The organism is Flavobacterium sp. CFS9, assembly GCF_041154745.1.
Classification (GTDB): Bacteria; Bacteroidota; Bacteroidia; order Flavobacteriales; family Flavobacteriaceae; genus Flavobacterium.
The window spans coordinates 602,131-624,736 of record NZ_AP031573.1 but is presented as its reverse complement, the minus strand read 5'-3'; the positions used below and the strand labels follow the sequence as shown (position 1 = coordinate 624,736).

The window sequence follows — 22,606 nt, the reverse complement described above, 5'->3', positions numbered from 1 at the left end:
TTTAGAAATTCAATTTGTATTTTTGGAGTATATAAAAATGTACACATGAAAATTGTTATATCGCCTGCAAAGTCATTGAATTTCGAGAAAGAATTACCTACTACTCAATATACAGAACCTCATTTTTTAAAAGAAGCACGTGTGGTTCATAAAATCTTAAAGACTAAAAAACCTGCTGAGTTGTCTGAATTAATGTCAATTTCAGCTAAATTATCAGACTTGAACTGGAAAAGAAATCAGGAGTGGAAAACTCCATTTACACCTGAAAACGCCCGTCCGGCGGTCTATACTTTTGATGGAGACGTTTATACAGGTCTGGATGCTTATACCATTCCGGTAGAAAAACTGGACGTTCTTCAAAGTAAACTCCGAATTCTGTCAGGACTTTATGGGGTTTTGAAACCATTAGATTTAATGCAGGCTTACCGTTTAGAAATGGGTACAAAATTACCGGTAGAGGAGTATAAAAACCTACACGAATTTTGGAAACCAACCGTAACGAAAGCACTAAATAAAGAATTGTCTAAAGGAGAGTTGTTTGTGAATTTAGCAAGTAATGAGTACTTCTCAGCTGTAGATGTAAAAGCTCTAAAAGTTCCTGTAATCACACCGGATTTTAAAGATTACAAGGATGGGAAACTCAAAATGATTAGTTTCTTTGCCAAAAAAGCAAGAGGGATGATGGTGCGTTATATTATTGATACCAACGCCGAAACGATAGAGGACTTAAAAGGATTTAATTATGAAGGTTATCAGTTTGATGGTAATCTTTCGAAGGGAAATCATCTGGTTTTTACGAGATAGGTTTTTTTAAAGGTTCTAAGGGACTAAGATGCTAAGATACTTAGGCTTTTAACCGCAAAGAACACAATGATTTACGCAAAGTTCGCAAAGTTTTTACACAAAGCTTTGCGAACTTTGCATATTTAAAGCTTCTTAGAAATAAATTCTTTGCGCGCTTTGCGGTTAAATTATTATTGTTTGAAAAAAATAAACGCCGAGTTACAGGAATGAACTCGGCGTTTTTACGTATTATAAATCAATTATTATTAATGCATTGCATCAGCAGGATTAATCTTGTTTTTTCCTTTTTTGATTAAAAGAATAATTGGTATGCAGCATAAGAACATAATTCCTAAATACATGAAAATGTCCATATAGGCCATAACGGTACTTTGTTTCATTACAGAATATTCAATGGCCTGATAGGCTTTTTTCAGTGCAACATCGGCGCTATATCCTTTAGACATAAAAGCTCTTTGCATTCCTGCAATACGCTGCTGTACTTCATATTTCGCAGGATCTAAATTAGTTAGTAAGTTCACTCGGTGTTCCTGTCCTAAACGAGTAATAAACGTGGTAATAATGGCAATACCAAACGAACCTCCTAATTGTCTCATCATTCCGGTAAAAGCAGCTCCTTCACCAATATGTTTTCCTTTTAAAGTAGATAGAGAGAGTGTAGTAATAGGAACAAAAAGTAATCCCAAACCAATTCCTCGTAGAATTAAAGGCCAGTACATATGTTCAACTCCGGTATCAGGAGTCATACGGGTCTGCATCATAAAGGTAAAGAAAAAGAATACCAGAAATCCTACTCCAACCATATATCCCTGAGGAACTCCTCTCTGAATCATGTTCCCGACAAAAGGCATCATAACCGCTGTAGTGATAGACCCGGGAATCAATAATAATCCGGCATCTGTTGCTGTCCATCCTAAAATAGATTGCGTATAGATTGGGATAATTAAAGTCGATCCGTACAGACCGAAACCAAGGATGAAACACATTACAGTTCCTATTCTAAGATTTCCGTCCTTTAGAACACTTAAGTTTACGATTGGATATTTATAAGTAAGCTCTCTCCAGATAAATAAGACCAATCCTAAAACCGTAACCACACTTAAAGTTATGATAGTTGAATCGTTGAACCAATCGTCTTGTTGCCCATGCTCCAGAACGAATTGTAAAGATCCGATAAAGGCTGCCAGTAATATAATTCCCCACCAGTCAACCTGATTGGCTTTTAATTTTTCTCCATACTTAGGGCTTCTTACGAATGTTAGCGCTAAAATTGTAGCGATAATTCCTAAAGGAATATTAATATAAAAGATATAAGGCCATGAATAGTTGTCTACTAAATATCCTCCTAATGGCGGTCCTAAAGTTGGTCCAACAATTACCCCCATTCCGTAAATAGCCTGAGCCATTCCACGTTTTGCTATAGGATAACTTTCGGTGATAATGGTTTGTGCTGTTACCAGTAAGGCACCTCCACCCATACCCTGAACAAATCTAAAAGCTACCAGTTCCCAAATATTGGTGGCGTTTCCGCATAAAAAGGAACAGACCGTAAATATTATGATAGAAGCCACAAAATAATTACGCCTTCCAAATTGTTGCGAAAGCCAGCTCGTCATCGGAATTACAATCACATTCGCAATTGCGTATGCTGTAATTACCCAGGCCACATCAGTTAAAGTAGCACCAAGGCTACCTCGCATGTCTGTTAGTGCTACGTTTACAATTGTCGTATCTACAATTTCAAGCAAGGCACAAAGTACTGCCGTAATCGTAATGATGACACGTCTGTATCCGTATTCTACTAAATCTTCGTCTGCTTGTACTGCTGCCATTATTTTATTTTAAATGTACATCTACATCAACATTCATCCCTGGTCTTAGTAATTTTACTTTCTCCGGATCGTTTGATTCGTCTAAGCTAATTTTTACAGGCAATCTCTGAATTGTTTTTACGAAGTTACCTGTTGCATTATCAGGAGGTAATAAAGAAAAACGTGACCCTGTTGCAGGAGAAAAAGAAGTTACAGTTCCTTTAAATTCATAGTTTGGATAAGCATCCACTTTTAGACTTACTTTTTGTCCGGCAACCATTTTGTTCAATTGCGTTTCTTTAAAGTTAGCCACAACCCAAGCTTCATTGTTGTTGATGATGTAGAATAAAGATTGTCCCGGTTGAACTAATTGTCCCGGTTGGATATCTACTTTAGAAACCTGTCCGTCGATTGCAGCAGTTACAACCGTATAGCTAAGATTTAAGTGAGCAACATCCAACATTGTTTTCGCTTTTTTGATATTAGCGGAAGCTACTTCAGTTTGTTTGTCAGAAACTTTTGATTTTGATTGAATTACTGATTTTTGGTAAGAACTCGCTCTTTGTTGATCTTGTAAAACACGTACTTGATTTTCAGCTTCTTCTTTTGCAGATAGTGCCTGTTCGTATTGTTGTTTTGTAATCGTATGTGTTTTGTACAAATTATTGTAACGGTTATAATCGTTCGTAATTTGTCTTAATCTGATTTTTGCGCTTTCGATAGAACCTGTTGCCGATCTCATTTGTGCATCCGATACAGAGATGCTTGCATTAGCACTTCCAATGTCAGCTTTTGCAGCTTCGTATTGTCCTTCAGCACCTAATAAAGCAGCATTAGCCTCATCGATTTTTAACTGATAATCTCTTTTATCAATCGTAAACAACGTATCGCCTTTTTTTACAAAATCATTATCTTTTACGTATACTTTACTAATATATCCCGATACTCTTGGAATAATCGGATTCATTTTTTTCTCGATTTGAGCATCATCCGTTTCCTCGTGAGCTAAAGAGTGCATGTACTTAGTTATTCCGTAAGTTCCGCCCACTAAAACCAAAACGGCTAGTATAATGATGAATTTAGTATTTGTTTTTTTCTTTTCCATGAGAGCTGTCGATTATATTTTAGAAAGATTGAATGATTGTGATAATTGTCCGGATACCGAAAGTAATTCGTAATATTTTTGAATAATAGTCGCTTTAGATAAAGCGGTATTTATTTTAGCGCTTAATTGTTCAACGTCAGCTTCAACCAAATCATTAGTATCTGCTAAACCATTGTCAAACTTATCTTTTACAAGTCTGTAATTTTCACTTGCCTGTTGAAGAGCTTCATCATAAACTACACTTTGATTTATAGCCAAATCATAATCTTCAATTGATTTTTGAACTTCAACTTTAATACGATCCGTCATTAGAGCCTCACTATTTTTAACTTCCAGAGCTTTGCTTTCCGCTACTCGTACATGAGCACTGTTTTTGTAAATTCCGGATAAGTCATAAGTTAAACCTAATCCAAAGTTCATAGCATATCTTACCGTTATAATGTCTTTAAGGTCCAGAGCTGTATAACCGCCCAATAAGGCTAATGTAGGATAATAGGCTGCCTTTGCTACTTTGATATTTGACTCAGTAGCTTTTTGCTGTAAACGAATAGCTTCCAGATCTTTTCTGTTTTCAAGAGCTATTGCATCTGATGTTGGCGCATTGCTTGTTTTTAAGTTGAAAAAATCAGCTTCATTAACCTGAAGTTTCGTGTTAGGGTCTAACTTTAATAAAGTGGCTAGATAGAAATTGATATTATTAAGATTGTTAGTGGCTTCATCAATAGATAATTGCGTTTTTGAAACCAGTAATTGAGACTTTAATAAATCATTTCTGGGAATAATTCCATTCTTTTCCAATTCGGTAAAATCAGTAACACGTTGTTTCGCACTTTTTTGATTTTCATTTAAAACATCCAATGTTTTTTGAGCTTTATACAAAGCAGTGTAATAGGTAATTACTTTTAAAGCAACATCCTCTTTCGTTTTGGCAGCAGTAGCATTTTCTGCTTCGTATAAGTTATCGTAGGCCTCAATACTATTCTGAATTTTGAATCCTGAAAATAAAGGCAGGCTCAAAGTTGCCATTCCAAACATTGCTCTGTCCGGAGATGCTATAGATGCATTTTCACCCTGATTTGGCATACTAATCGATGCCTTTGTAAGACGTTGGTATTGACCGGAAATTTTAATATCCGGATATTGATTGTCTTTTACGCTTTTTAATTCGTATTTTTTTGTGTTTACCTTAGAGTTGGCAAGTGTAACTTCGTTACTTTTTTCCCAGGCCATTTGTACGGCCTCGCCTAAGGTTAAACTTGTTTTCTCTTGTGCTTCTATTGACGTAATTCCGATGAAGAAAATTCCAAAGAGCATTAATTGACTAATTTTCATAAACAAGTAGCGCTTTTATAGTTTGTTGAATGTGCTTTGTAAGACTGGTTTTGATGTACTCGTTGTACATCTCTTCCGTTTTTAAATTTAATAGCTCCTCAAAAAAAGGTCTATTCATGTGAAAGTGAAAAAAGGTTCCGATGATAGTAGGAGTAATAAGGGGGATGATTACATCTTTTCTGAATACACCCTGAGATTGTCCATGTCTGATAATGCTCTCCACAGATTTTAAGTTCTCTTTTTTGAGTTTTGTAAAAGCAATCATGCTTTTTTCTCTTTTTTTAGCGTTAAGTTCAAAGTGTAAGACTCTGAATATCCCTTTGTTACAGCTTATTCTCGTGATGTAAATTTCGATTAATTTATTGACTTTATCGAGAGGTTCGATACTTTCCTGTAATAAATTTTCAAGTTGAAGTTTTAAATCGGCAGTTTTGTAAATAATAAGAGCTTCAAGAAGTCTTTCTTTAGAGCCAAAGTAATACGAAACCATTGCAATATTAATTTTTGCATGTTTTGAGATATCCCGTATCGAAGTCCCTTCAAATCCTTTTTCAGAGAATAGCTTTTCAGCAACCTCCAAAATCTGAATTTTTTTATCGTTTAATTCGAAGTCTGACATGGTAGTGTTTCTAATTGGGTACAAAATTAAACAAGCGTTTAAATTAAACAGTTGTTTAATTTTATTTTAACAAAATATTAACACTAAGTGGTATACTGTTTTTGATTGTCGGATGCAGCGATTTTAGGTTTATTCTACTTTTTTAAGTGTGATGTAAAAGTTGAGATCGATTTTTAAATCAGTAGTGGCATCCTTATCGTTCACTGGTAACGATTGCCATGAAGTTGTAGGGTGTATCCAATTGTCTTTGGACCAGTTTGATTTAACAGGCATGGCAAAATTTTCATTGCAATGGGTGTAGCGATAACTTAGTGCACCGTTTTTGTATTTATATTCTAAAACCGGTACTTTATTGGTTCTTAGGTATTGATCGAATAAATAGTCAAAATTAATCCCGGATTTTGTGCTTATGTAAGTTTCGATTTCGTTTGTGGTCACAGTCTTATTATGGAAATCGTGATTTAAGCCGCGTAATATTTTTCGAAATTTATCATCATTGTCAATGATACTGCCAATCATGTGCATGATAGCCCATCCTTTTACATAGTTGTCATTACTGCCATCTTCATTTATCCCATATCTGCCAATAATTGGTTTGTCATTGTCTATAGTTCTAAATCTTCCTGCCATAAATTCGTTGCCGGCTTTCCTGCCGCACAAGTCTGCAATTACAAGTTCTTCTGCCAGACCTGCAAAACCTTCCTGAAGCCATCTGTCAGCAATATCTATTGCTGTAATGTTATTGCCGAACCATTCGTGTGCTATTTCATGTACAACGATTTTATCAGTTTTTTTACCCCAGCCTGTGTTCGAAATATCACCGCCTTTTCTGTTGGTTCCTTTTTTATAAGAACTGCCGTAAGCGATAGCACTTTGATGTTCCATACCAATATAGGGAGCGTCTACAATTTTAAATCCGTCTTCGTAAAAAGGATAGGGACCATACCAGTGTTCCAGGGACTTTAGAGTTGTAGTTACTTCCGGAATCAGATGTGATTTGGCTTTTTCCTTATTGTAATCTAATATCCAGTAATTCAGATCCAACGAGCCGTTTTCGCCATTAAAAGTTTGGCTGATGTTGCTATATTTTCCAACATAAAATGAGATTCCATAGTGACTCACAGGATTTTTTACTTCCCATTTATAAGTTGAAGTATTATCCTGATTTTTGATTTTACTCTTTAATCGGCCATTTCCAATTGCAATTAAAGTATCAGGAACCGAGATACTAATACCGGCTCCTTTATCAGGCTCGTCATACATAGTGTTTTTGCAGGGATACCATAAACTGGCACCTTTGTATTGGCAGGCTACAGAAATCCATGGACGCCCGAGGGAATCTTTTGCCCAAACGAAACCGCCATCCCAGGGTGGTTTAATAGATTCTGTTGGTTTACCTGAATAGTAAATGAGTACTTTGTTGCCTTTTTCGGATTGATTTTTCGGAAGTTTTAAATACCAGATGTTCTGATTTTGGGTGTATGCAATTTTTTTTCCTTTTTGAAAAACACTATCAATTTTAAGGGGACTCACTAAGTCAATCTGCATTAAATCAGAATGTTTTGAATGAATTACATTGTATTCAATTTCATTTTTTCCAGTAATACTTTTACGGAGATAATCGGGTTTTAAGGTGAGGTCGTAATGCTGAATATCCCACCAAATTCTTTCGGGAGTAATTGAACCGTTTAAGGTATCCTGTTTTGTAGGTGTTTTTAAAGATTCATTTTGCTGTGCCTGGAGTGACCCAAACAACAAATTTAGAAGAATAATAAATGCCGTTTTATTGATTGAAGAAGATAAATGCATACACGGATTTTTAAATTATAAAATCCGTGTAAAATACATTAAATTATCGAATTGCTCCAACAAATTCTGCAATTTTGCCGCTGCCATTCTCTGCCAGGTGTTTGATAAACGCGCTTCCGATAATGGCTCCTTTGGCAAATTTAGTAGCCTGATTGAAGGTTTCCTGGTTTGAAATTCCAAAACCGACAATTTGAGGGTTTTTCAGGTTCAGTTCTGCAATTCTTTCGAAATAGCTTTCCTGAGTATTTCCAAAACCGGCCTGAGAACCCGTTACGCTGGCTGAACTCACCATATAAATGAAACCGTTTGAAACGCTGTCGATAAAATGTATACGCTCTTCTGAGGTTTGTGGGGTAATCAGGAAGACATTGATTAAGCCGTATTTTTCGAAAATTGCTTTGTATTCGTCTGCGTAAACATCAACCGGTAAATCGGGAATAATTAAACCGTCGATACCAATTTCAGCACACTTTTTACAAAATGCTTCGATTCCGTATTGCAGCATTGGGTTGAAGTATCCCATAATGATTAACGGAATTTTTACGCTTTCGCGGATGTTTTTCAACTGATCAAAAAGAATTTGGGTAGTCATTCCATTGTGAAGTGCTTGTGTTGAACTCTCCTGAATGGTTGGCCCGTCAGCCAAAGGATCGCTGAAAGGCAAGCCAATTTCGATTAAGTCAACACCATTTTTTTCTAAATCCTGAATGATCTGAACGGTATCATTCAAATTTGGATATCCAGCTGAGAAATAAATAGAAAGGATCTTTTTATCTTCTTGTAATTTTTGAGTTATTCTGTTCATTGTTTTTATTTTTTCTCCTAACAAATGTTAGATAGGTTTAAAGTTTATCCTGCCCTGATTAGGACTTCTATATTGTATTTTTAATTTTTTACAACTTTACCGGTCCAGTTTTCGTTTTGATATTCCACCAATAAAAGGCCGGTATCTGTATCGTTCATCTGCCTAACAAGTTCACCTTTATTATTCCAGAAAGCACTTTGCCCGGCTGATGGTGATCCCCACGATTCTCCGCTGAAATTAGACATCAGCACATTCAATTGATGTTCCTCAGCATAACTTTGTAACTGCCTGTAAGCATTTGGAATTCCGTTTGGCGAAAAGAAAATGCTGGCAATATATAAGCTTGCTTTTCTCTTGCATGCATTTTGCGGATGCAGCGGATTGTCAAGATCAGCACAAATAGCAAATGAAATTTTTTGATTCTCTATTTCAATCATCGGATTATAATCAAACGAAGATTCAAAAAAATCGTCTTCTCCTTCGTGCAAAAATTGCTTAGTGTATATCGAAACAGAATTGTCCGGAGCAATAATAAATTCGCCGATAAATAATTCTGATTCAATTTGAATGGGAGCTCCCGCAATAATAACGATATTATTTTCTACAGCTAATTTTCTTAAATGATCCAATCTTGAATCGTCTTTTTGAAAAGCCAGTTTTTGGGCATATTCCCTTTCGTAACCCGTGATGGACATTTCAGGGAATGCAATTAATTGTGCTCCATTCTGAACGGCCAGATCAACAAGGCGATAGTGCTCTAATAAATTGGAATCAATATCCTCGCGGAATGGTTTGGTTTGTGCTGCTGTCAGAATCATGGTTTACGATTATTTGTTTTCGATATAAATCCAGGCAACTGTTCCGGAATTCAAGATTACCTGAACTCTTTTATAGGCGTTTGATTCGAATAGATCTACTTTAGCTAAATCAGCATTTGTGACGTCGAAAACAACACCGTGTATAGGATCCGTAGAGGCTGCGCTTGGTACGACTACAACATAATCGGCCATTCCAAACTCTTCTTCGATTTGCAGACTTTTTAGTTTGTGACCGTGAAGCTGATCCCGGGTTCCAATTAACACCTTATTAAAAAGGCGCATCTGAATTTCTTTTGATCGCAATGTTCCGTAAGAGAATAACTTTTCCATAGTTGCTATTTTATTACAATTTAAAATACTCAATATAATTGTCTAAATCCTTATCTCCACGACCGGAAAGACTGATAACGACAATATCGTTTGGTTTGAATTTCTTCTGATCTAAAACAGCAAAAGCATGTGCACTTTCAATGGCCGGAATAATTCCTTCCAGTTTGGTAAGCTGTAAACCTGCATTCATCGCATCATCGTCAGTAACAGAGAAGAATTCTCCGCGGCCGGTTTGTGCCAAATGTGCATGCATAGGGCCAACTCCCGGATAATCAAGGCCTGCAGAAATGGAATACGGTTCAGTGATTTGTCCGTCCGGAGTTTGCATCAATAGTGTTTTACAGCCGTGAATAATCCCCATTTTTCCTAATTTACTGGTGGCAGCGCTATGACCGCTGTCGACACCTTTTCCGGCAGCTTCTACGGCAATAATTCCAACTTCAGGTTCGTGCAGAAAGTGATAATAGGTTCCGGCTGCATTACTTCCTCCACCAATACAAGCCACTACATAATCAGGATTTTCACGCCCTTCTTTTGCTTTTAACTGCCATTTGATTTCTTCTGAAATAACACTTTGAAAACGGGTAACCATATCCGGATACGGATGCGGGCCAATTGCTGAACCTATAATGTAATGGGTGTCTACCGGATTATTGATCCAATCACGAATAGCTTCATTTGTAGCATCTTTTAATGTTTTGGAACCTGAAAGTGCCGGACGTACTTCTGCGCCTAACATTTTCATACGGGCTACGTTTGGTGCCTGACGTGCGATGTCAATTTCACCCATATACACAATACATTCCAATCCCATCAAGGCGCACACTGTAGCGGTTGCTACACCATGCTGACCGGCACCGGTTTCCGCAATAATTCTTTTTTTGCCCAGACGTTTGGCAACCAGAATCTGTCCAATCGTATTATTGACTTTGTGTGCTCCGGTGTGATTTAAATCTTCTCTTTTGAGATAGATTTTGGTATTGTATTTTTCTGATAAGCGTTTTGCGAAATAAAGCGGGCTTGGACGACCTACATAATCTCTCAGTAATTGGTCAAATTCTGCTTTAAAATCTGGTTCGCTTGTTATTTTTAGATAATTCTGACGTAATTCTTCTACATTCGGATAAAGCATTTCGGGAATGTAAGCCCCTCCAAATTCTCCGTAATATCCTTTTTCGTTAACGTTATAATTCATTGTATAGTTGTTTTGGGTTTAAAGTAGCAGGTTTTAGATTTTTCTGAAACTTTTTTAATAGACTTGTATTTTTTAATCCTGGTTCTATTTCAAATTTACTGTTTACATCGATAGCGTAAATAGGTACTTTGAGGTTCTTTATCGCAGGTATTTCTTCAATTCCGATGCCACCGCTCAAGAAGATTGGTTTTTCAGATTTATAATTTTCTAATATCTTCCAGTCAAAAGTAGTTCCGTTTCCGCCCGGTAATTTTCCTTTTGTATCAAACAGGAAATAATCGCAAACCTTTTCAAAAGGTGCCAGCACTTCAAAATCAAAACCGTCATCTATCGAGAATGTTTTTATGATTTCAATAGTCACATCAATTTTGGCATCGATCTTAGCTTTTAATTCCTGACAAAATTCTACGGTTTCTTTTCCGTGTAACTGAACGGCCTGTAAATGATATTTGTCTGCTGTTGATAGTACGTTATCAACTGTTTCATCTACAAAAACACCGGTTTTTTTGATGGTATGAATCAATTCCGGAATCGTTCCGTCAAAATAACGTGCGGATTTTTCCCAGAAAATAAATCCCATATAATCGGGCAGGAGGGCTCCTGTTTCGAGTATATTGTCGGGATATTTCATACCGCAGATTTTTAGTTTCATTTCTTTTATGCTTTAGGCAGTAGGCAATAAGCTTTAGGCTTTTTACTTTGTGCTGTTTATTTAATTTTTTGCTAAAAGCTTATTGCTTATAGGATATGGCTTACAGCCGATTAATAAATTCAGTTGCTGCCTGTCCGGCATTGTCTGTTTTCATAAAGTTTTCTCCAATTAGAAAACCACTGTAACCGTAAGGTCTTAATTCTGAAATTGCTTCAACAGACGAAATTCCGCTTTCTGAAACTTTTACAAAATCATTCGGGATCTGAGAGGCCAGCTGTTTGCTGAAGTCCAGACTTACTTCAAAAGTTTTTAGATTTCTGTTGTTCACACCAATCATATCTAAGGTTGGCATTATAGATTTCTCTAATTCTTCCTGATTGTGGACTTCCAGTAAAACTTCTAACCCTAATTGTTTGGCAAATTCGGATAAGGATTTAATTTCTTCTCGGGTTAAAACCGCTGCAATCAGTAAAATTAAATCGGCTCCATACGCTTTGGCTTCTAAGATCTGATATTCATCAACGATAAATTCTTTTCGCAAAAGCGGAATATTGACGCTCGCTCTCGCTAAAAGTAAATCGTCTAATGAGCCGCCAAAGTATTTTCCGTCAGTTAAAACCGAAATTCCACAGGCACCTGCATTTTCATATCCTTTGACAACTTCTTCCACGGTGAAGTTATGATTGATAACTGATTTAGATGGAGAACGGCGTTTGTGTTCGGCAATTATTCCTGTCGAACTTGTCTTTAGTTTTTGACTTAAAGAAATCGTTTCTTTTCCAAAAAAAATGGAACTTTCCAATTGTGAAACCGGAATGATTGATTTTTTAAGGACGACTTCTCGTTTTTTATCAATTATTATTTTATCGAGTATATTCATATCTTTTGTTTCAGGTTTCAAGTTTCAGGTTCGCTCCAATAACTTGAAACCTGAAACTTGAAACATTTTTTTATTTGCTTAATTCTTGTAATGTTTTTAGAACTTTTAAGCCTTTTCCGGAAAACAAACTTTCTTTAGCCTGCTTAAAACCTTCCTGAGGAGAGCATTTGGTTACCGTTGAAATAGCCATTGCCGCATTTGCACAAACCACATTATTCTGAGCCTCACTTCCTTTTCCGGAAATAATGCTCACAAACATATCTGCTGATTCTTCGATGGTTCTTCCTCCCTCAATTTCTCTTTGTGATAAAAGACGAACGTTAAAATCTTCGGGTTTCAGCATACCTTCCATATTACTTGTAATGATTTTTGTCGGACCGGTTAATGAGATTTCATCGTAACCGTCAAGCGAATGCAGGATGGTAAAATTAACATCGGTGTTTTGATACAAATAAGCGTACATTCGGGCTAGTTCTAAATTGAAAACACCTACCAACTGATTTTTAGGGAACGATGGGTTGACCATTGGACCTAACATGTTGAAAAATGTTTTTACAGCCAGCTCTTTTCTGATTGGTCCCACATGTTTCATGGCAGGGTGAAATAGGGGAGCGTGTAATACGCAAATTCCTGTCTGATCGATGCATTTTTCTAAAAATGACGGATCGTTACTGAATTTTATTCCCATTTTTTCCATTACGTTACTGGATCCCGAAATAGAGGAGACCCCATAATTTCCGTGCTTTGCGACCTTTATTCCCGCTCCGGCAGCTACGAAGGAAGCTAAAGTTGAAATGTTGAAAGTATCTTTTCCGTCACCACCCGTTCCGCACAAATCGATAGCGTTGTAGGCCGATAAATCGACACGAATGCACAATTCTAATAAGGCTTCACGAAATCCGGAAAGCTCATCAATTGTTATGCTTCGCATCATAAATACAGTCAAAAATGCCGAAATCTGACTTGGGTTGTAAGCCCCGCTTGAGATGTTAATCAACACGTCTTTGGCTTCCTCTTTCGAAAGCACTTCGTGATTGATTAATTTATTTAGTATGTTTTTCATTTTTTTTAAGTTGCTAAGGTTCTGAGATACTAAGATCCTAAGGTTTCACTAATACTGGATACTGGGACCGAGACTGTAAATTTTTTCTAATGTTCATTGCCTTGGTAAATCCACATGGGCTCCGTTTTTCCCGCGCGTTCAAATCCATTCTTTTTATAGAAGTCAACTGATTTTCCGTCAGCAGTCAGCATTTGCATATGAAAATGACGATATTTTTCGAGCATCTTATCCAAAATTAATTTTCCAATCCCTTTTCCCTGATATTCCGGAAGTACTAGTAAATGTGGATAATAAACGGTTAAATGCCCGTCAGAAATGGCATTTCCAAGTCCAATTAATTTTTTTCCTTCCCAGGCTGTTATTAAAGTTTCAGAGTTTAAAAGACCATTGTACAATTCATTTGGTTTGTGAGCAGAACTCCATTCGTTTGCTTTGTACAGTACTATTATTTCCTCAATATTAATATCTTTAGTTTCTTTGATTTGTATTTCCATCGTTATTCAGTTTCAGGTTTCAGGTTTCACGTTCCAATAACCTAAAACTTGAAACCTGAAACTATTTTTTTACTAACTCTTAATCCAATTCTCTAAAATCAGTTTTCCTTTTGGAGTCAGAACACTTTCCGGATGGAACTGAACGCCTCTAACATCAAAAGTTTTGTGTCTTAACGACATGATTTGTCCGTTTTCATCAATTGAAGTGGCTTCAAGAGCGTCAGGTAAATTACTGTCAACTACCCAGGAATGGTAACGTCCTACCTCAAATTCATTACCCAAACCTTCAAACAGAATTTCGTCTGAAACTACTGTTTTTACATTTGTAGCAACACCGTGATATACTTTGTCAAGGTTTGAAAGTGTTCCTCCAAAAACTTCTCCGATAGCCTGCTGTCCTAAGCAAACACCTAAAATACTTTTGGTTGGAGCATATTTCTGAATCACCGCTTTTAATAACCCTGCTTCATCCGGTATTCCGGGACCTGGAGAAAGTAATATTTTATCAAAAGAGGCGATTTCATCAATATCAAACTCATCGTTTCTGTATACCGTAACTTCACAGTTTAAATCTTCCAGATAGTGTACTAAATTATAAGTGAAACTATCGTAATTGTCTATAACTAATATTTTTTTCATTTCTTTTAAGGTTCTAAGTTGCTAAGATCCTCAGCTACTAAGTCTACTGAGACTGTACACTGAGACTGCTAACTAATTTTTATTTTTCCCGAACATACTTTTCAGTGATAATTCGATCGATTCCTAATTTTTCTAATTTTTCGATGCCCTTTTGAATCAGAGTATCGTTTTTAATTTTTACAACAAACTCAAACTTATTATTTTCCCATTGACGGTTATTAAAGTATTCCAGATTTTCGGTATAAATACTGTCTTTTAAAGTGTATTTTCCACCTCCGCCAAAGAATACTGCATTTGTTGAATCCTTACCGTTATTTAAATCATGATTGAAAAAAGCAAAATGGCTATCATTTATAATTTTAATCATTTTTGTTTTTGGATTGAAAGTCGAGAACGTAGAATCTTTTTCGGTGGTTTCAGCTGATATCAGACGCCAGGTTCCGCTTAAAGGAAGTGTGTTCGATTCTTTTTTAGCTTCACAGGAAGTAAATAATACAATAGCAATCAAAAATGGAATAATGTTCTTCATCGTCTTTTTAGTTTGTGTTTATGGTTGTTTTTAAGTTTTTAGTTTCAGGTTTCAGGTTTCAGGTTTGAGGTTTTGTTTGCATTTCAACAACGTGAAACCTGAAACCTGAAACAAAAAAAATTATATTTTCTCCGCCATCTCTAAAGCTGTATTCAATGCTCTCAGTTTATTGTAAACTTCCTGCATTTCGCTTTCTTCATCAGAACTGGCAACAATTCCGGCACCGGCCTGACAGTGTAATTGGTGGTTTTTACTCAGGAATGTTCGAATCATAATAGCGTGATTGAAATTACCTTCAAAGTCCATGAACCCAATAGCACCTCCATAGAAATTACGATTTGTTTTTTCATAATTTTCGATTAGTTGCATGGCTCTGTGTTTTGGGGCTCCACTTAAAGTTCCTGCGGGGAAAGTATCGGCTACTACCTGCATAGTGGTTGCTTTTTCATGTAAGTGCCCTGTTACTTTGGAAACCAAATGAATGACATGCGAGAAAAACTGAACTTCTCTGTATTTTTCGACATTTACATCATGTCCATTTCGGCTTAAATCATTTCTGGCCAAATCGACAAGCATCACGTGTTCGCTGTTCTCTTTTTTATCTTCTGAAAGTTGTTTGGCTAAAACAGCGTCCTGTTCGTCATTTCCGGTTCTTTTGAAAGTCCCGGCTATAGGATGAATTTCTGCTTTTCTGTTTTTTACAATGATTTGTGCTTCAGGTGAAGATCCGAATATTTTGAAATCGCCATAATCGAAGAAGAATAAATACGGAGAAGGATTTATACTTCGCAAAGCACGGTACACGTTGAATTCATCACCTTTGAAACCTTGCGTAAAACGACGTGAAAGTACCAGTTGAAAAACATCTCCACGGAAACAGTGTTTTTTGGCTAGAGCTACATTGTGTTTGAACTCTTCATCCGTTAAATTAGAGAAACCTTCACCTTCTTTAGTAAATTTATAAGAGGCTATATTTCTGGATTGTAATAATTGCTCAATCTCCGAAATATTGTTTCTTCCATCGACACTATGACAAAAAATGTACGCTTCATTTTTAAAGTGGTTGATGGCAATGATGTTTTGATAAACAGCATAAAATAAATCAGGAATTAAAGTAGCTCTGTCTTTTTTGGCAATCGAAACTTTTTCGAAATAACGAACAGCATCGTAAGAAATGTATCCAAATAAACCATTGTTGATGAATTTAAAATCATTTTTTTCTGATTGAAACTGGCTTGAAAATTCCTGAATAATTTCTGGAATATTCGTTGAGCTGTCGATGGAGATTCGTTCTTTAGTTCCGTCTGGAAAAGTTTTTGAAATGGTCTCGTTTTCGATTTTAATTGTTGCGATAGGGTTGCAGCAGATGTAAGAGAAACTGTTGTCATTTCCGTGATAGTCACTACTTTCCAATAACAAGCTGTTTGGGAATTTGTCCCGGATTTTAAAATAAACACTTACCGGCGTAATGGTATCTGCCAGAATTTGTTTGTAGTGTGTGTTGAGTGTAAATGGTTTCAAAGTATTTCGTTTTTTATTTTTAATAAATTTTTTTATCAGAGTTTAGACCAAAAAAAAAGGCTTGTCGTGATGACAAGCCTTTTATATTTATAGTTTTACAATACCATAGGAAGCTTTGTTCACGACGTTTGACGTAAATTCTTCCACCACCAAGTATTGTTCATTATTGTTCTCATATCTTATTTTGATTTCACAAATATATAAATGTAATTTGAATTAAAAGACATAAAAAGTCAAAAAAAACTTTTCTAAATTTTAAAATTTGTTAAATTTTTTTGTTGTTAGGTTGCTTTAAGGGCTTAATTACCAATGGCTATGGTGTTGTTTACGTTCATCCTAAAGTCCGGATTTCCTTTGATATTAGGAGTTGTAAACAATTCGCTGTTTTTGATTTTAGTAAAGTTAATGTCAAAAATGGGATTGTTGTAATAACTTTCAATTGCAGCATTAGCTCCGCCGGCTTCGCTTGTGATTCCACCATTACAGTTATTGACTATTAAGTTTTTGAAGGTAATTTTCCCCAAGTTAACCTCGCCGTTTCCAATATTTCCTTCCAGTAGAACAAAAGGTGTAAATCCGGAAACAATACTGTTCGTAAAATTAAAAAAAGTGTTTTCTCTGACGTAAACAGATTCTCTCACGAGTCCCTGATTGTTTTCTTCCAGATTTATAAGCGTAATATTACTGGCATTAATTTTAGTCAATTTTTTGCTCATGTCTGTATTTCCAATTTTGTCATAAGAATCAACTTCAAAACATCTTGAACCCGAAATGTCTGATGAAAAGGGATGACGAATAGCAATACTGTTGTTGATGTTGATTTGAGCGCCCTGAGTAAAGTCAAAATCATCATCGGTGGTGCGATAAGAAACCAGATTGTTCAGGTTTAAATCTCCGCCGTAACATTCAAAAGAATCATCGTTGGAGTAACTAATTTGAATATTGCTTAAAACTGTTTTTTTTCCAACTCCGGCAAGCGAAAGCCCGTTAAGTTCTTTGGCGGCACTTAGTTTTCGGCCGGAATATTCAATTCGTACATATTTTAAAACTCCAGAATTGTCTTCAGCATCCTGACCACCGTAGTGGTTTAGCATCGGTTCCAGATCGAAAGGCAGTGTATGTACTCCTCCAAGTGTATTGATTGGAGCTTTTCCCAAAATAATAATCCCACCCCAGTCTCCCGGTTTTCTTTGGGTAGTTTCTTTATTAGAGGTAAAAACAATAGGGTCAGTTTCTAAACCTTCGGCTACAATTTTTGATCCGTTTGTAATTACCAGAGTTCCACATGTTTTATCATCACCTCTTATTACAGTTCCCGGTTCGATAGATAATACGGCATTGTTGGTAACATAAACTACCCCGACTAATTGATATGTATTGCGTTTAAGAAGTTTGGTGTCCTTGTTGATGGTACCTGCAATAATGTTTGTGGCTTCGCTATATTCAGTATTGGCAGGTTTAAAATTGGTCCAGTTGTTCATCCAGTTTGAGGTACCAATAATACCTTTAGGCTGTTGTTGTGCCTGTAGAAAAAAAGTACTAAGAACCGTGACAACTATAAGATGTATTTTTGCTTTCATAACTATGATTTTGATTTCCAGTTTTTGATTTTTAATAAGTTCAAAAGTAGAAGGCCAATGTTAATCAAAGTCCAGTATGGTATTACGAAAGCGTTAGGGGAGTATTAAGAATGTTATTTTTTTGGAAAAAACGCAAAAATAAACCCCAACAGTGTTAAACTATTGAGGTTTTTCTTATAATAATAAGAATTGCTGTTTTTTTTGTGCTATTAGAATTTTAAAGCTACAGTCAATTCAAATTCGTCATTGATAGTTTTGTCTCCTAAGTTTTGGAAGAAGTTACCAGAGTTGTATTTGATATCGTATTTAGTTCTGTCCACTTTGAAAGCTGTTGTAGCAGTATTTCCTTTCACAGCGATATCAAAAGTTACAGGTTTAGTGATTCCTTTTATAGTTAAATCAGCAGTTACTGTGTAAACATCAGTTGATTTTGCTCCGATAGTTTTGAAAACTAATTTTGCAGTTGGGAATTTGTCAGTTCCAAAGAAATCGTCAGCTTTTAAGTGACCGTTTAATTTTCCTTGGTATTCTCCGGTGATATCAGTTGCTGTTAATGAAGTCATATCAACAGTGAAGCTACCACCTGTTAATTTTTTTCCTTTGAAAACTACTGCTCCTTCTTTGAAGTTTACAGTTCCTGAGTGCTCTCCGGTTACTTTTTTACCTACCCATTTGATCGTACTTGCTTTTACGTCGATTTTTTTAGTTTGTGCGTTTACTGAAATTCCAGCTACTGCTACGAATAATGCTATTGCAATTGTCTTTAAATTTTTCATTTTGTTAAAATTGATTTTGATTAATAATAATTATATAGTGATAAATAAATTCTCGTGTGATTTTCTAACTTTTTTGTAGTGTTGAGTTTCGTCCTCATCATGTCTGTATCCTACAGTTGCTATAACGGAAGTGTTTAAGCCTAATTTATCAAAGCCTAAGATTTCGTTAAATGCCGCCGCATTAAATCCTTCCATTGGAGTTGCATCGATTTTTAATTCAGAAGCAGCACTCAATAAAGTTCCTAAAGCGATGTAAGTTTGTTTTGCTGTCCAGATGTTTTTAGCTTCAACAGACAGATTTGAAATAGTTCCTTTCATCATGTCACTGAATCCGCCTAAAGCGTCAGCAGGAACACCTCTTGTTTCACTGATGTTGTTGATGTAAGCATCTACAGAATCTGCTCCAAGATTTAAATCGTTAGCGAAAATAAAAATTTGAGAAGCATCTGTAATTTGTGTCTGTCCGTAAGCAGCAGCTTTTAATTTTTCTCTGATTTCCGGATTTTCAACGATAATAACTTTGTAAGGTTGTAATCCGTATGAAGAAGCACTTAATCTAACAGCTTCTTTTAAAGTGTTTAAATCTTGCGAAGATATTTTTTTGGTAGCATCAAACTTCTTTGTTGCATATCTCCAGTTTAGATTGTCTAATAATGTACTCATAAATTTAATTTTGTTGGGTTCTGTATTTCTCTAATAATTGGTTTAATAATTCTAATTCTTCCGGACTTAAATTTGCAGCAAACAAACGCTCATGCTCGTCTACTTTCGGATCTAATTCTTTCAGTACATCCAATCCCTTTTGGGTGATTAGAACTTCAATTTTACGTCGATTACCGGGACAAACATTTCTGGTAACGAAATCTTTCAATAATAATTTGTCTACTAATCGGGTCGTGTTGCTCGTTTTGGCCAGCATTCGCTCCTGTATCACACACATATTAGCAGGGTTTCCTTTTTGTCCTCTTAATATACGCAGTACATTATATTGTTCTCCGGACAGATCATACGGTTTTATCAATTCGTTGAAATGATCCTGAATCACATTTTGCGTGTACATAATATTCAGAATAACTTTTCTCGCATTATCCATCTTAACTGTACTTTTTATAACCTCTTCAATTGTCATAGTCGTAAGTGTATAATTTGTATATACAAATGTATAACTTTTAATAGTTGTATATACAAATGTATCGTTAATTTTTTGTTAATTAAAAACAACACGAATTACAAACTTTATAAAGCCTATAGAATTAGAGTAAAAATACTATAAGTTTTTGATTTGATGTAAGATTTCTAAATTATTTAATGATTATTTAAAACGATCATAGCTTTATAAAAGATTAAAACCTTGATAAAATCTTATATTGAGAGAGAGCTTAATGGTTAGTAGGGCGTGCCACCATCCCGATAAGAGGGCAAAGTTACGTTGTGCTTATACGCCCTCTTATCAGGATGCTGTCGGGCTATCCGCACTGCTGCGGCAGATCGCTTCTATCCCTCACGCGAGTTCGCGACAGAAGAAACCCACGGGTAATAAATTTGAGAACTCTTATGTAAAGTATTAATTAATGGCCAGATATAGTGCTGCAGCCAATCCGGAACCAATGATGGGACCTACAATTGGAATCCAGGCATAACCCCAGTTACTGCTTCCTTTTATAGGTAAAACAGCATGCATGATTCTAGGTCCTAAATCTCTTGCCGGATTTATGGCATAACCCGTCGTACCTCCTAGTGAGAGACCAATTGCCCAGACCACTATGGCTACCGGAAGCGCTCCAATAGTACCTAAACCAATTGTAGCATTAGCATCTGTAGCGATTTGCAGACTTGGCCCGGCAATATAAAAGACAGAAAAAATTAAAACAAAGGTGGCAATGACTTCACTGATTAAGTTGGAGGGATTGTTTTTGATTGCGGGCGATGTAGAGAAACAGGCAAGTTTAATTCCTTCATCTTCTGTGGCGGAAAAATGATCTTTATGAGACAACCACACCAAAAAAGCACCTGACATAGCTCCAATCATTTGAGCAAGAATGTAAGCAGGAACCAGATTCCAGGTAAATTTTCCAATCAGGGCCAAACCTAATGTAACAATAGGATTTAAATGTGCACCGCTGATTGGTCCTGCGATAGTAACGCCCACAAAAACGGCAAACGCCCAGGCTGATGTAATCACCATCCAGCCGGAATTGTTTCCTTTGGTATCTTTAAGTAATACATTTGCCACAACGCCATTCCCTAATAGAATCATGATCATTGTGCCAAGAATTTCTGCTATAAAAGGAGTCATTTTTTACGGTTTAGTTAGTAATTAAAATTTATTCTTCAATCCAATGTGATGCGCGGCCGACAGCTCTGTCCCAGTTTTTAACCAGTAAGTCTACTTTTGTCTGATCCATTTTCGGAGAAAATACTTTGTCTATCGACCATTGTTCTTTTAGATCGTCCAAACCAGACCAATACCCCACAGCTAGTCCTGCCAGATAAGCCGCACCCAAAGCTGTAGTTTCTAAGGTGGTAGGTCGGGTTACATTAGAACTAAATATGTCTGATTGAAATTGCATTAATAAATTATTCGCGGCGGCACCACCGTCTACTCGCAGTTCGATCCCTTTGTATCCGGAATCTGCTTGCATAGCTTTGAGCAGATCGTTTACCTGATAGGCAATTCCTTCTAAAGTGGCTCTCGCAATATGCGCATTTGTTGTTCCTCTGGTGATTCCAACTATAGCGCCTCTCGCATATTGATCCCAATGTGGTGCTCCTAAACCGGTGAGAGCAGGAACAAAATAAATGCCGCCATTGTCAGGTACAGTTGCTGCGAGAGCCTCGATTTCATCTGATGAATTGATCATTTTGGCACCGTCACGTAACCATTGTACGGCTGCGCCTCCAACAAAAACACTGCCTTCCAAAGCATACGTAGTTTTTCCGTTGATTTTCCAGGCAATCGTAGTCAATAAATTATGTGATGAAAAAATAGGTTTTTCGCCTGTATTCATTAGCATAAAACAGCCTGTTCCATACGTATTTTTAATCATTCCAGAACTGGTACACAGCTGACCGAAAAGTGCCGCCTGCTGATCTCCGGCAACCCCACTAATTGGGATTTTGGTCGAGAATAGGGTAGTGCTTGTTTCTCCATAAATAGCGCTGCTCTCCTTTACCTCAGGCAACATCGCTCTCGGAATATCAAATAGTGTCAATAATTCGTCGTCCCAGTCTAAAGTATTTATGTTGAATAATAAAGTTCTGCTGGCATTAGAAACGTCCGTCATAAACAATTTACTTCGGGTTAGTTTCCAAATTAACCAGGTATCTACAGTTCCGAAGCAAAGTTTTCCCTGTTCTGCTTTTTCGCGTGCTCCCGGAACATTATCCAATATCCATTTTACTTTGGTTCCGGAGAAATAAGCATCGAGAATTAATCCGGTTTTTTTCTGGATCATTTCTGTATGTCCTTGGGCTTTTAGTTCGTCGCAGTATTTTGCTGTTCTGCGGTCTTGCCAGACAATAGCTTTGTAAACCGGTTCACTTGTTTCGCGATCCCAGACAATAGTCGTTTCCCGTTGATTGGTAATTCCAATGGCAGCAATTTCGCGGCCCGTAATCCCAACTTTTGCGATTACTTCAGCAGCGACACTTACTTGTGAAGACCAGATTTCGTTAGGATCATGTTCGACCCATCCCGGTTTTGGAAAAATTTGTTTAAATGGTTTTTGAGAAATACTGACAATTTCTCCTTTATGATTGAATACAATAGCCCTGGAAGAAGTGGTTCCCTGATCCAAAGCCAGAATTAATTTGTCCTGCATGATCGTATATTCTTAAGTTAATA

At 36.5% G+C, this 22,606-nt stretch carries 23 protein-coding genes; 1 reads left to right on the top strand and 22 read right to left on the bottom strand.

The genetic code is table 11. The features are described 5' to 3' along the window. Positions 1 to 45 precede the first annotated feature (45 nt). Positions 46 to 804, top strand: coding sequence for a peroxide stress protein YaaA (yaaA, locus tag ACAM30_RS02555; protein ID WP_369617102.1), 759 nt, complete (start codon positions 46 to 48; stop codon positions 802 to 804). 245 nt (positions 805 to 1,049) lie between these two features. Here yaaA and ACAM30_RS02550 read toward each other — a convergent pair whose 3' ends face one another. From ACAM30_RS02550 to glpK, 22 genes are all read right to left on the bottom strand, one after another. Continuing rightward, on the bottom strand, positions 1,050 to 2,636 hold the full coding sequence (locus tag ACAM30_RS02550) for an MDR family MFS transporter (protein ID WP_369617101.1): 1,587 nt from the start codon (positions 2,634 to 2,636) through the stop codon (positions 1,050 to 1,052). Between the two features lie 4 nt (positions 2,637 to 2,640). Next, positions 2,641 to 3,720, bottom strand: coding sequence for an HlyD family secretion protein (locus ACAM30_RS02545; protein WP_369617100.1), 1,080 nt, complete (start codon positions 3,718 to 3,720; stop codon positions 2,641 to 2,643). A 12-nt stretch (positions 3,721 to 3,732) separates the two neighbouring features. Continuing rightward, complete coding sequence (locus ACAM30_RS02540; protein ID WP_369617099.1) at positions 3,733 to 5,052, bottom strand: TolC family protein; 1,320 nt, start codon at positions 5,050 to 5,052, stop codon at positions 3,733 to 3,735. Beyond that, entirely contained in the window at positions 5,042 to 5,671 is a 630-nt protein-coding gene (locus ACAM30_RS02535) for a TetR/AcrR family transcriptional regulator (RefSeq protein ID WP_369617098.1), read from the bottom strand. The genes ACAM30_RS02540 and ACAM30_RS02535 overlap by 11 nt, the downstream gene beginning before the upstream one ends. 129 nt (positions 5,672 to 5,800) lie before the next feature. After that, positions 5,801 to 7,480, bottom strand: a complete 1,680-nt coding sequence (locus ACAM30_RS02530) for a M1 family metallopeptidase (protein ID WP_369617097.1) — start codon at positions 7,478 to 7,480, stop codon at positions 5,801 to 5,803. Positions 7,481 to 7,523: 43 nt separating this feature from the next. Next, complete coding sequence (gene trpA, locus ACAM30_RS02525; protein WP_369617096.1) at positions 7,524 to 8,285, bottom strand: tryptophan synthase subunit alpha; 762 nt, start codon at positions 8,283 to 8,285, stop codon at positions 7,524 to 7,526. Between the two features lie 80 nt (positions 8,286 to 8,365). Then, positions 8,366 to 9,103, bottom strand: coding sequence for a carbon-nitrogen hydrolase family protein (locus ACAM30_RS02520; RefSeq protein WP_369617095.1), 738 nt, complete (start codon positions 9,101 to 9,103; stop codon positions 8,366 to 8,368). Positions 9,104 to 9,112: 9 nt separating this feature from the next. Beyond that, a complete protein-coding gene (locus ACAM30_RS02515; protein WP_369617094.1) occupies positions 9,113 to 9,433 on the bottom strand; it encodes a gamma-glutamylcyclotransferase family protein in 321 nt (106 codons plus the stop codon). 13 nt (positions 9,434 to 9,446) lie between these two features. Beyond that, positions 9,447 to 10,628 carry a tryptophan synthase subunit beta gene (trpB, locus tag ACAM30_RS02510; RefSeq protein WP_369617093.1) on the bottom strand — a complete coding sequence of 394 codons (1,182 nt, stop codon included), beginning with the start codon at positions 10,626 to 10,628 and terminating at the stop codon, positions 9,447 to 9,449. Beyond that, positions 10,618 to 11,280: a phosphoribosylanthranilate isomerase gene (locus ACAM30_RS02505; RefSeq protein WP_369617092.1), complete on the bottom strand. Its 663-nt coding sequence runs from the start codon at positions 11,278 to 11,280 to the stop codon at positions 10,618 to 10,620. The genes trpB and ACAM30_RS02505 overlap by 11 nt, the downstream gene beginning before the upstream one ends. 100 nt (positions 11,281 to 11,380) lie before the next feature. Then, positions 11,381 to 12,160, bottom strand: a complete 780-nt coding sequence (gene trpC / locus ACAM30_RS02500; RefSeq protein WP_369617091.1) for an indole-3-glycerol phosphate synthase TrpC — start codon at positions 12,158 to 12,160, stop codon at positions 11,381 to 11,383. A 70-nt stretch (positions 12,161 to 12,230) separates the two neighbouring features. Further along, positions 12,231 to 13,223 carry an anthranilate phosphoribosyltransferase gene (trpD, locus tag ACAM30_RS02495; RefSeq protein WP_369617090.1) on the bottom strand — a complete coding sequence of 331 codons (993 nt, stop codon included), beginning with the start codon at positions 13,221 to 13,223 and terminating at the stop codon, positions 12,231 to 12,233. A gap of 86 nt (positions 13,224 to 13,309) precedes the next feature. Then, on the bottom strand, positions 13,310 to 13,717 hold the full coding sequence (locus ACAM30_RS02490) for a GNAT family N-acetyltransferase (RefSeq protein ID WP_369617089.1): 408 nt from the start codon (positions 13,715 to 13,717) through the stop codon (positions 13,310 to 13,312). A 72-nt stretch (positions 13,718 to 13,789) separates the two neighbouring features. Beyond that, the gene (locus ACAM30_RS02485) at positions 13,790 to 14,356 is read right to left on the bottom strand and encodes an aminodeoxychorismate/anthranilate synthase component II (RefSeq protein ID WP_369617088.1); all 567 of its coding nucleotides are present in this window, start codon (positions 14,354 to 14,356) and stop codon (positions 13,790 to 13,792) included. Between the two features lie 79 nt (positions 14,357 to 14,435). After that, complete coding sequence (locus ACAM30_RS02480; protein ID WP_089076425.1) at positions 14,436 to 14,885, bottom strand: hypothetical protein; 450 nt, start codon at positions 14,883 to 14,885, stop codon at positions 14,436 to 14,438. 120 nt (positions 14,886 to 15,005) lie between these two features. Next, the gene (locus tag ACAM30_RS02475; RefSeq protein ID WP_369617087.1) at positions 15,006 to 16,406 is read right to left on the bottom strand and encodes an anthranilate synthase component I family protein; all 1,401 of its coding nucleotides are present in this window, start codon (positions 16,404 to 16,406) and stop codon (positions 15,006 to 15,008) included. 299 nt (positions 16,407 to 16,705) lie between these two features. Then, on the bottom strand, positions 16,706 to 17,986 hold the full coding sequence (locus ACAM30_RS02470; protein ID WP_369617086.1) for a hypothetical protein: 1,281 nt from the start codon (positions 17,984 to 17,986) through the stop codon (positions 16,706 to 16,708). Between the two features lie 209 nt (positions 17,987 to 18,195). Next, positions 18,196 to 18,762, bottom strand: a complete 567-nt coding sequence (locus tag ACAM30_RS02465) for a YceI family protein (RefSeq protein ID WP_369617085.1) — start codon at positions 18,760 to 18,762, stop codon at positions 18,196 to 18,198. A 30-nt stretch (positions 18,763 to 18,792) separates the two neighbouring features. Further along, positions 18,793 to 19,425, bottom strand: coding sequence for an NAD(P)H-dependent oxidoreductase (locus ACAM30_RS02460; RefSeq protein WP_369617084.1), 633 nt, complete (start codon positions 19,423 to 19,425; stop codon positions 18,793 to 18,795). Between the two features lie 4 nt (positions 19,426 to 19,429). After that, positions 19,430 to 19,891, bottom strand: coding sequence for a MarR family winged helix-turn-helix transcriptional regulator (locus ACAM30_RS02455; RefSeq protein WP_369617083.1), 462 nt, complete (start codon positions 19,889 to 19,891; stop codon positions 19,430 to 19,432). A 435-nt stretch (positions 19,892 to 20,326) separates the two neighbouring features. Further along, positions 20,327 to 21,058 carry an MIP/aquaporin family protein gene (locus ACAM30_RS02450; RefSeq protein ID WP_369617082.1) on the bottom strand — a complete coding sequence of 244 codons (732 nt, stop codon included), beginning with the start codon at positions 21,056 to 21,058 and terminating at the stop codon, positions 20,327 to 20,329. Positions 21,059 to 21,086: 28 nt separating this feature from the next. After that, a complete protein-coding gene (gene glpK / locus ACAM30_RS02445) occupies positions 21,087 to 22,583 on the bottom strand; it encodes a glycerol kinase GlpK (protein ID WP_369617081.1) in 1,497 nt (498 codons plus the stop codon). Positions 22,584 to 22,606 lie beyond the last annotated feature (23 nt).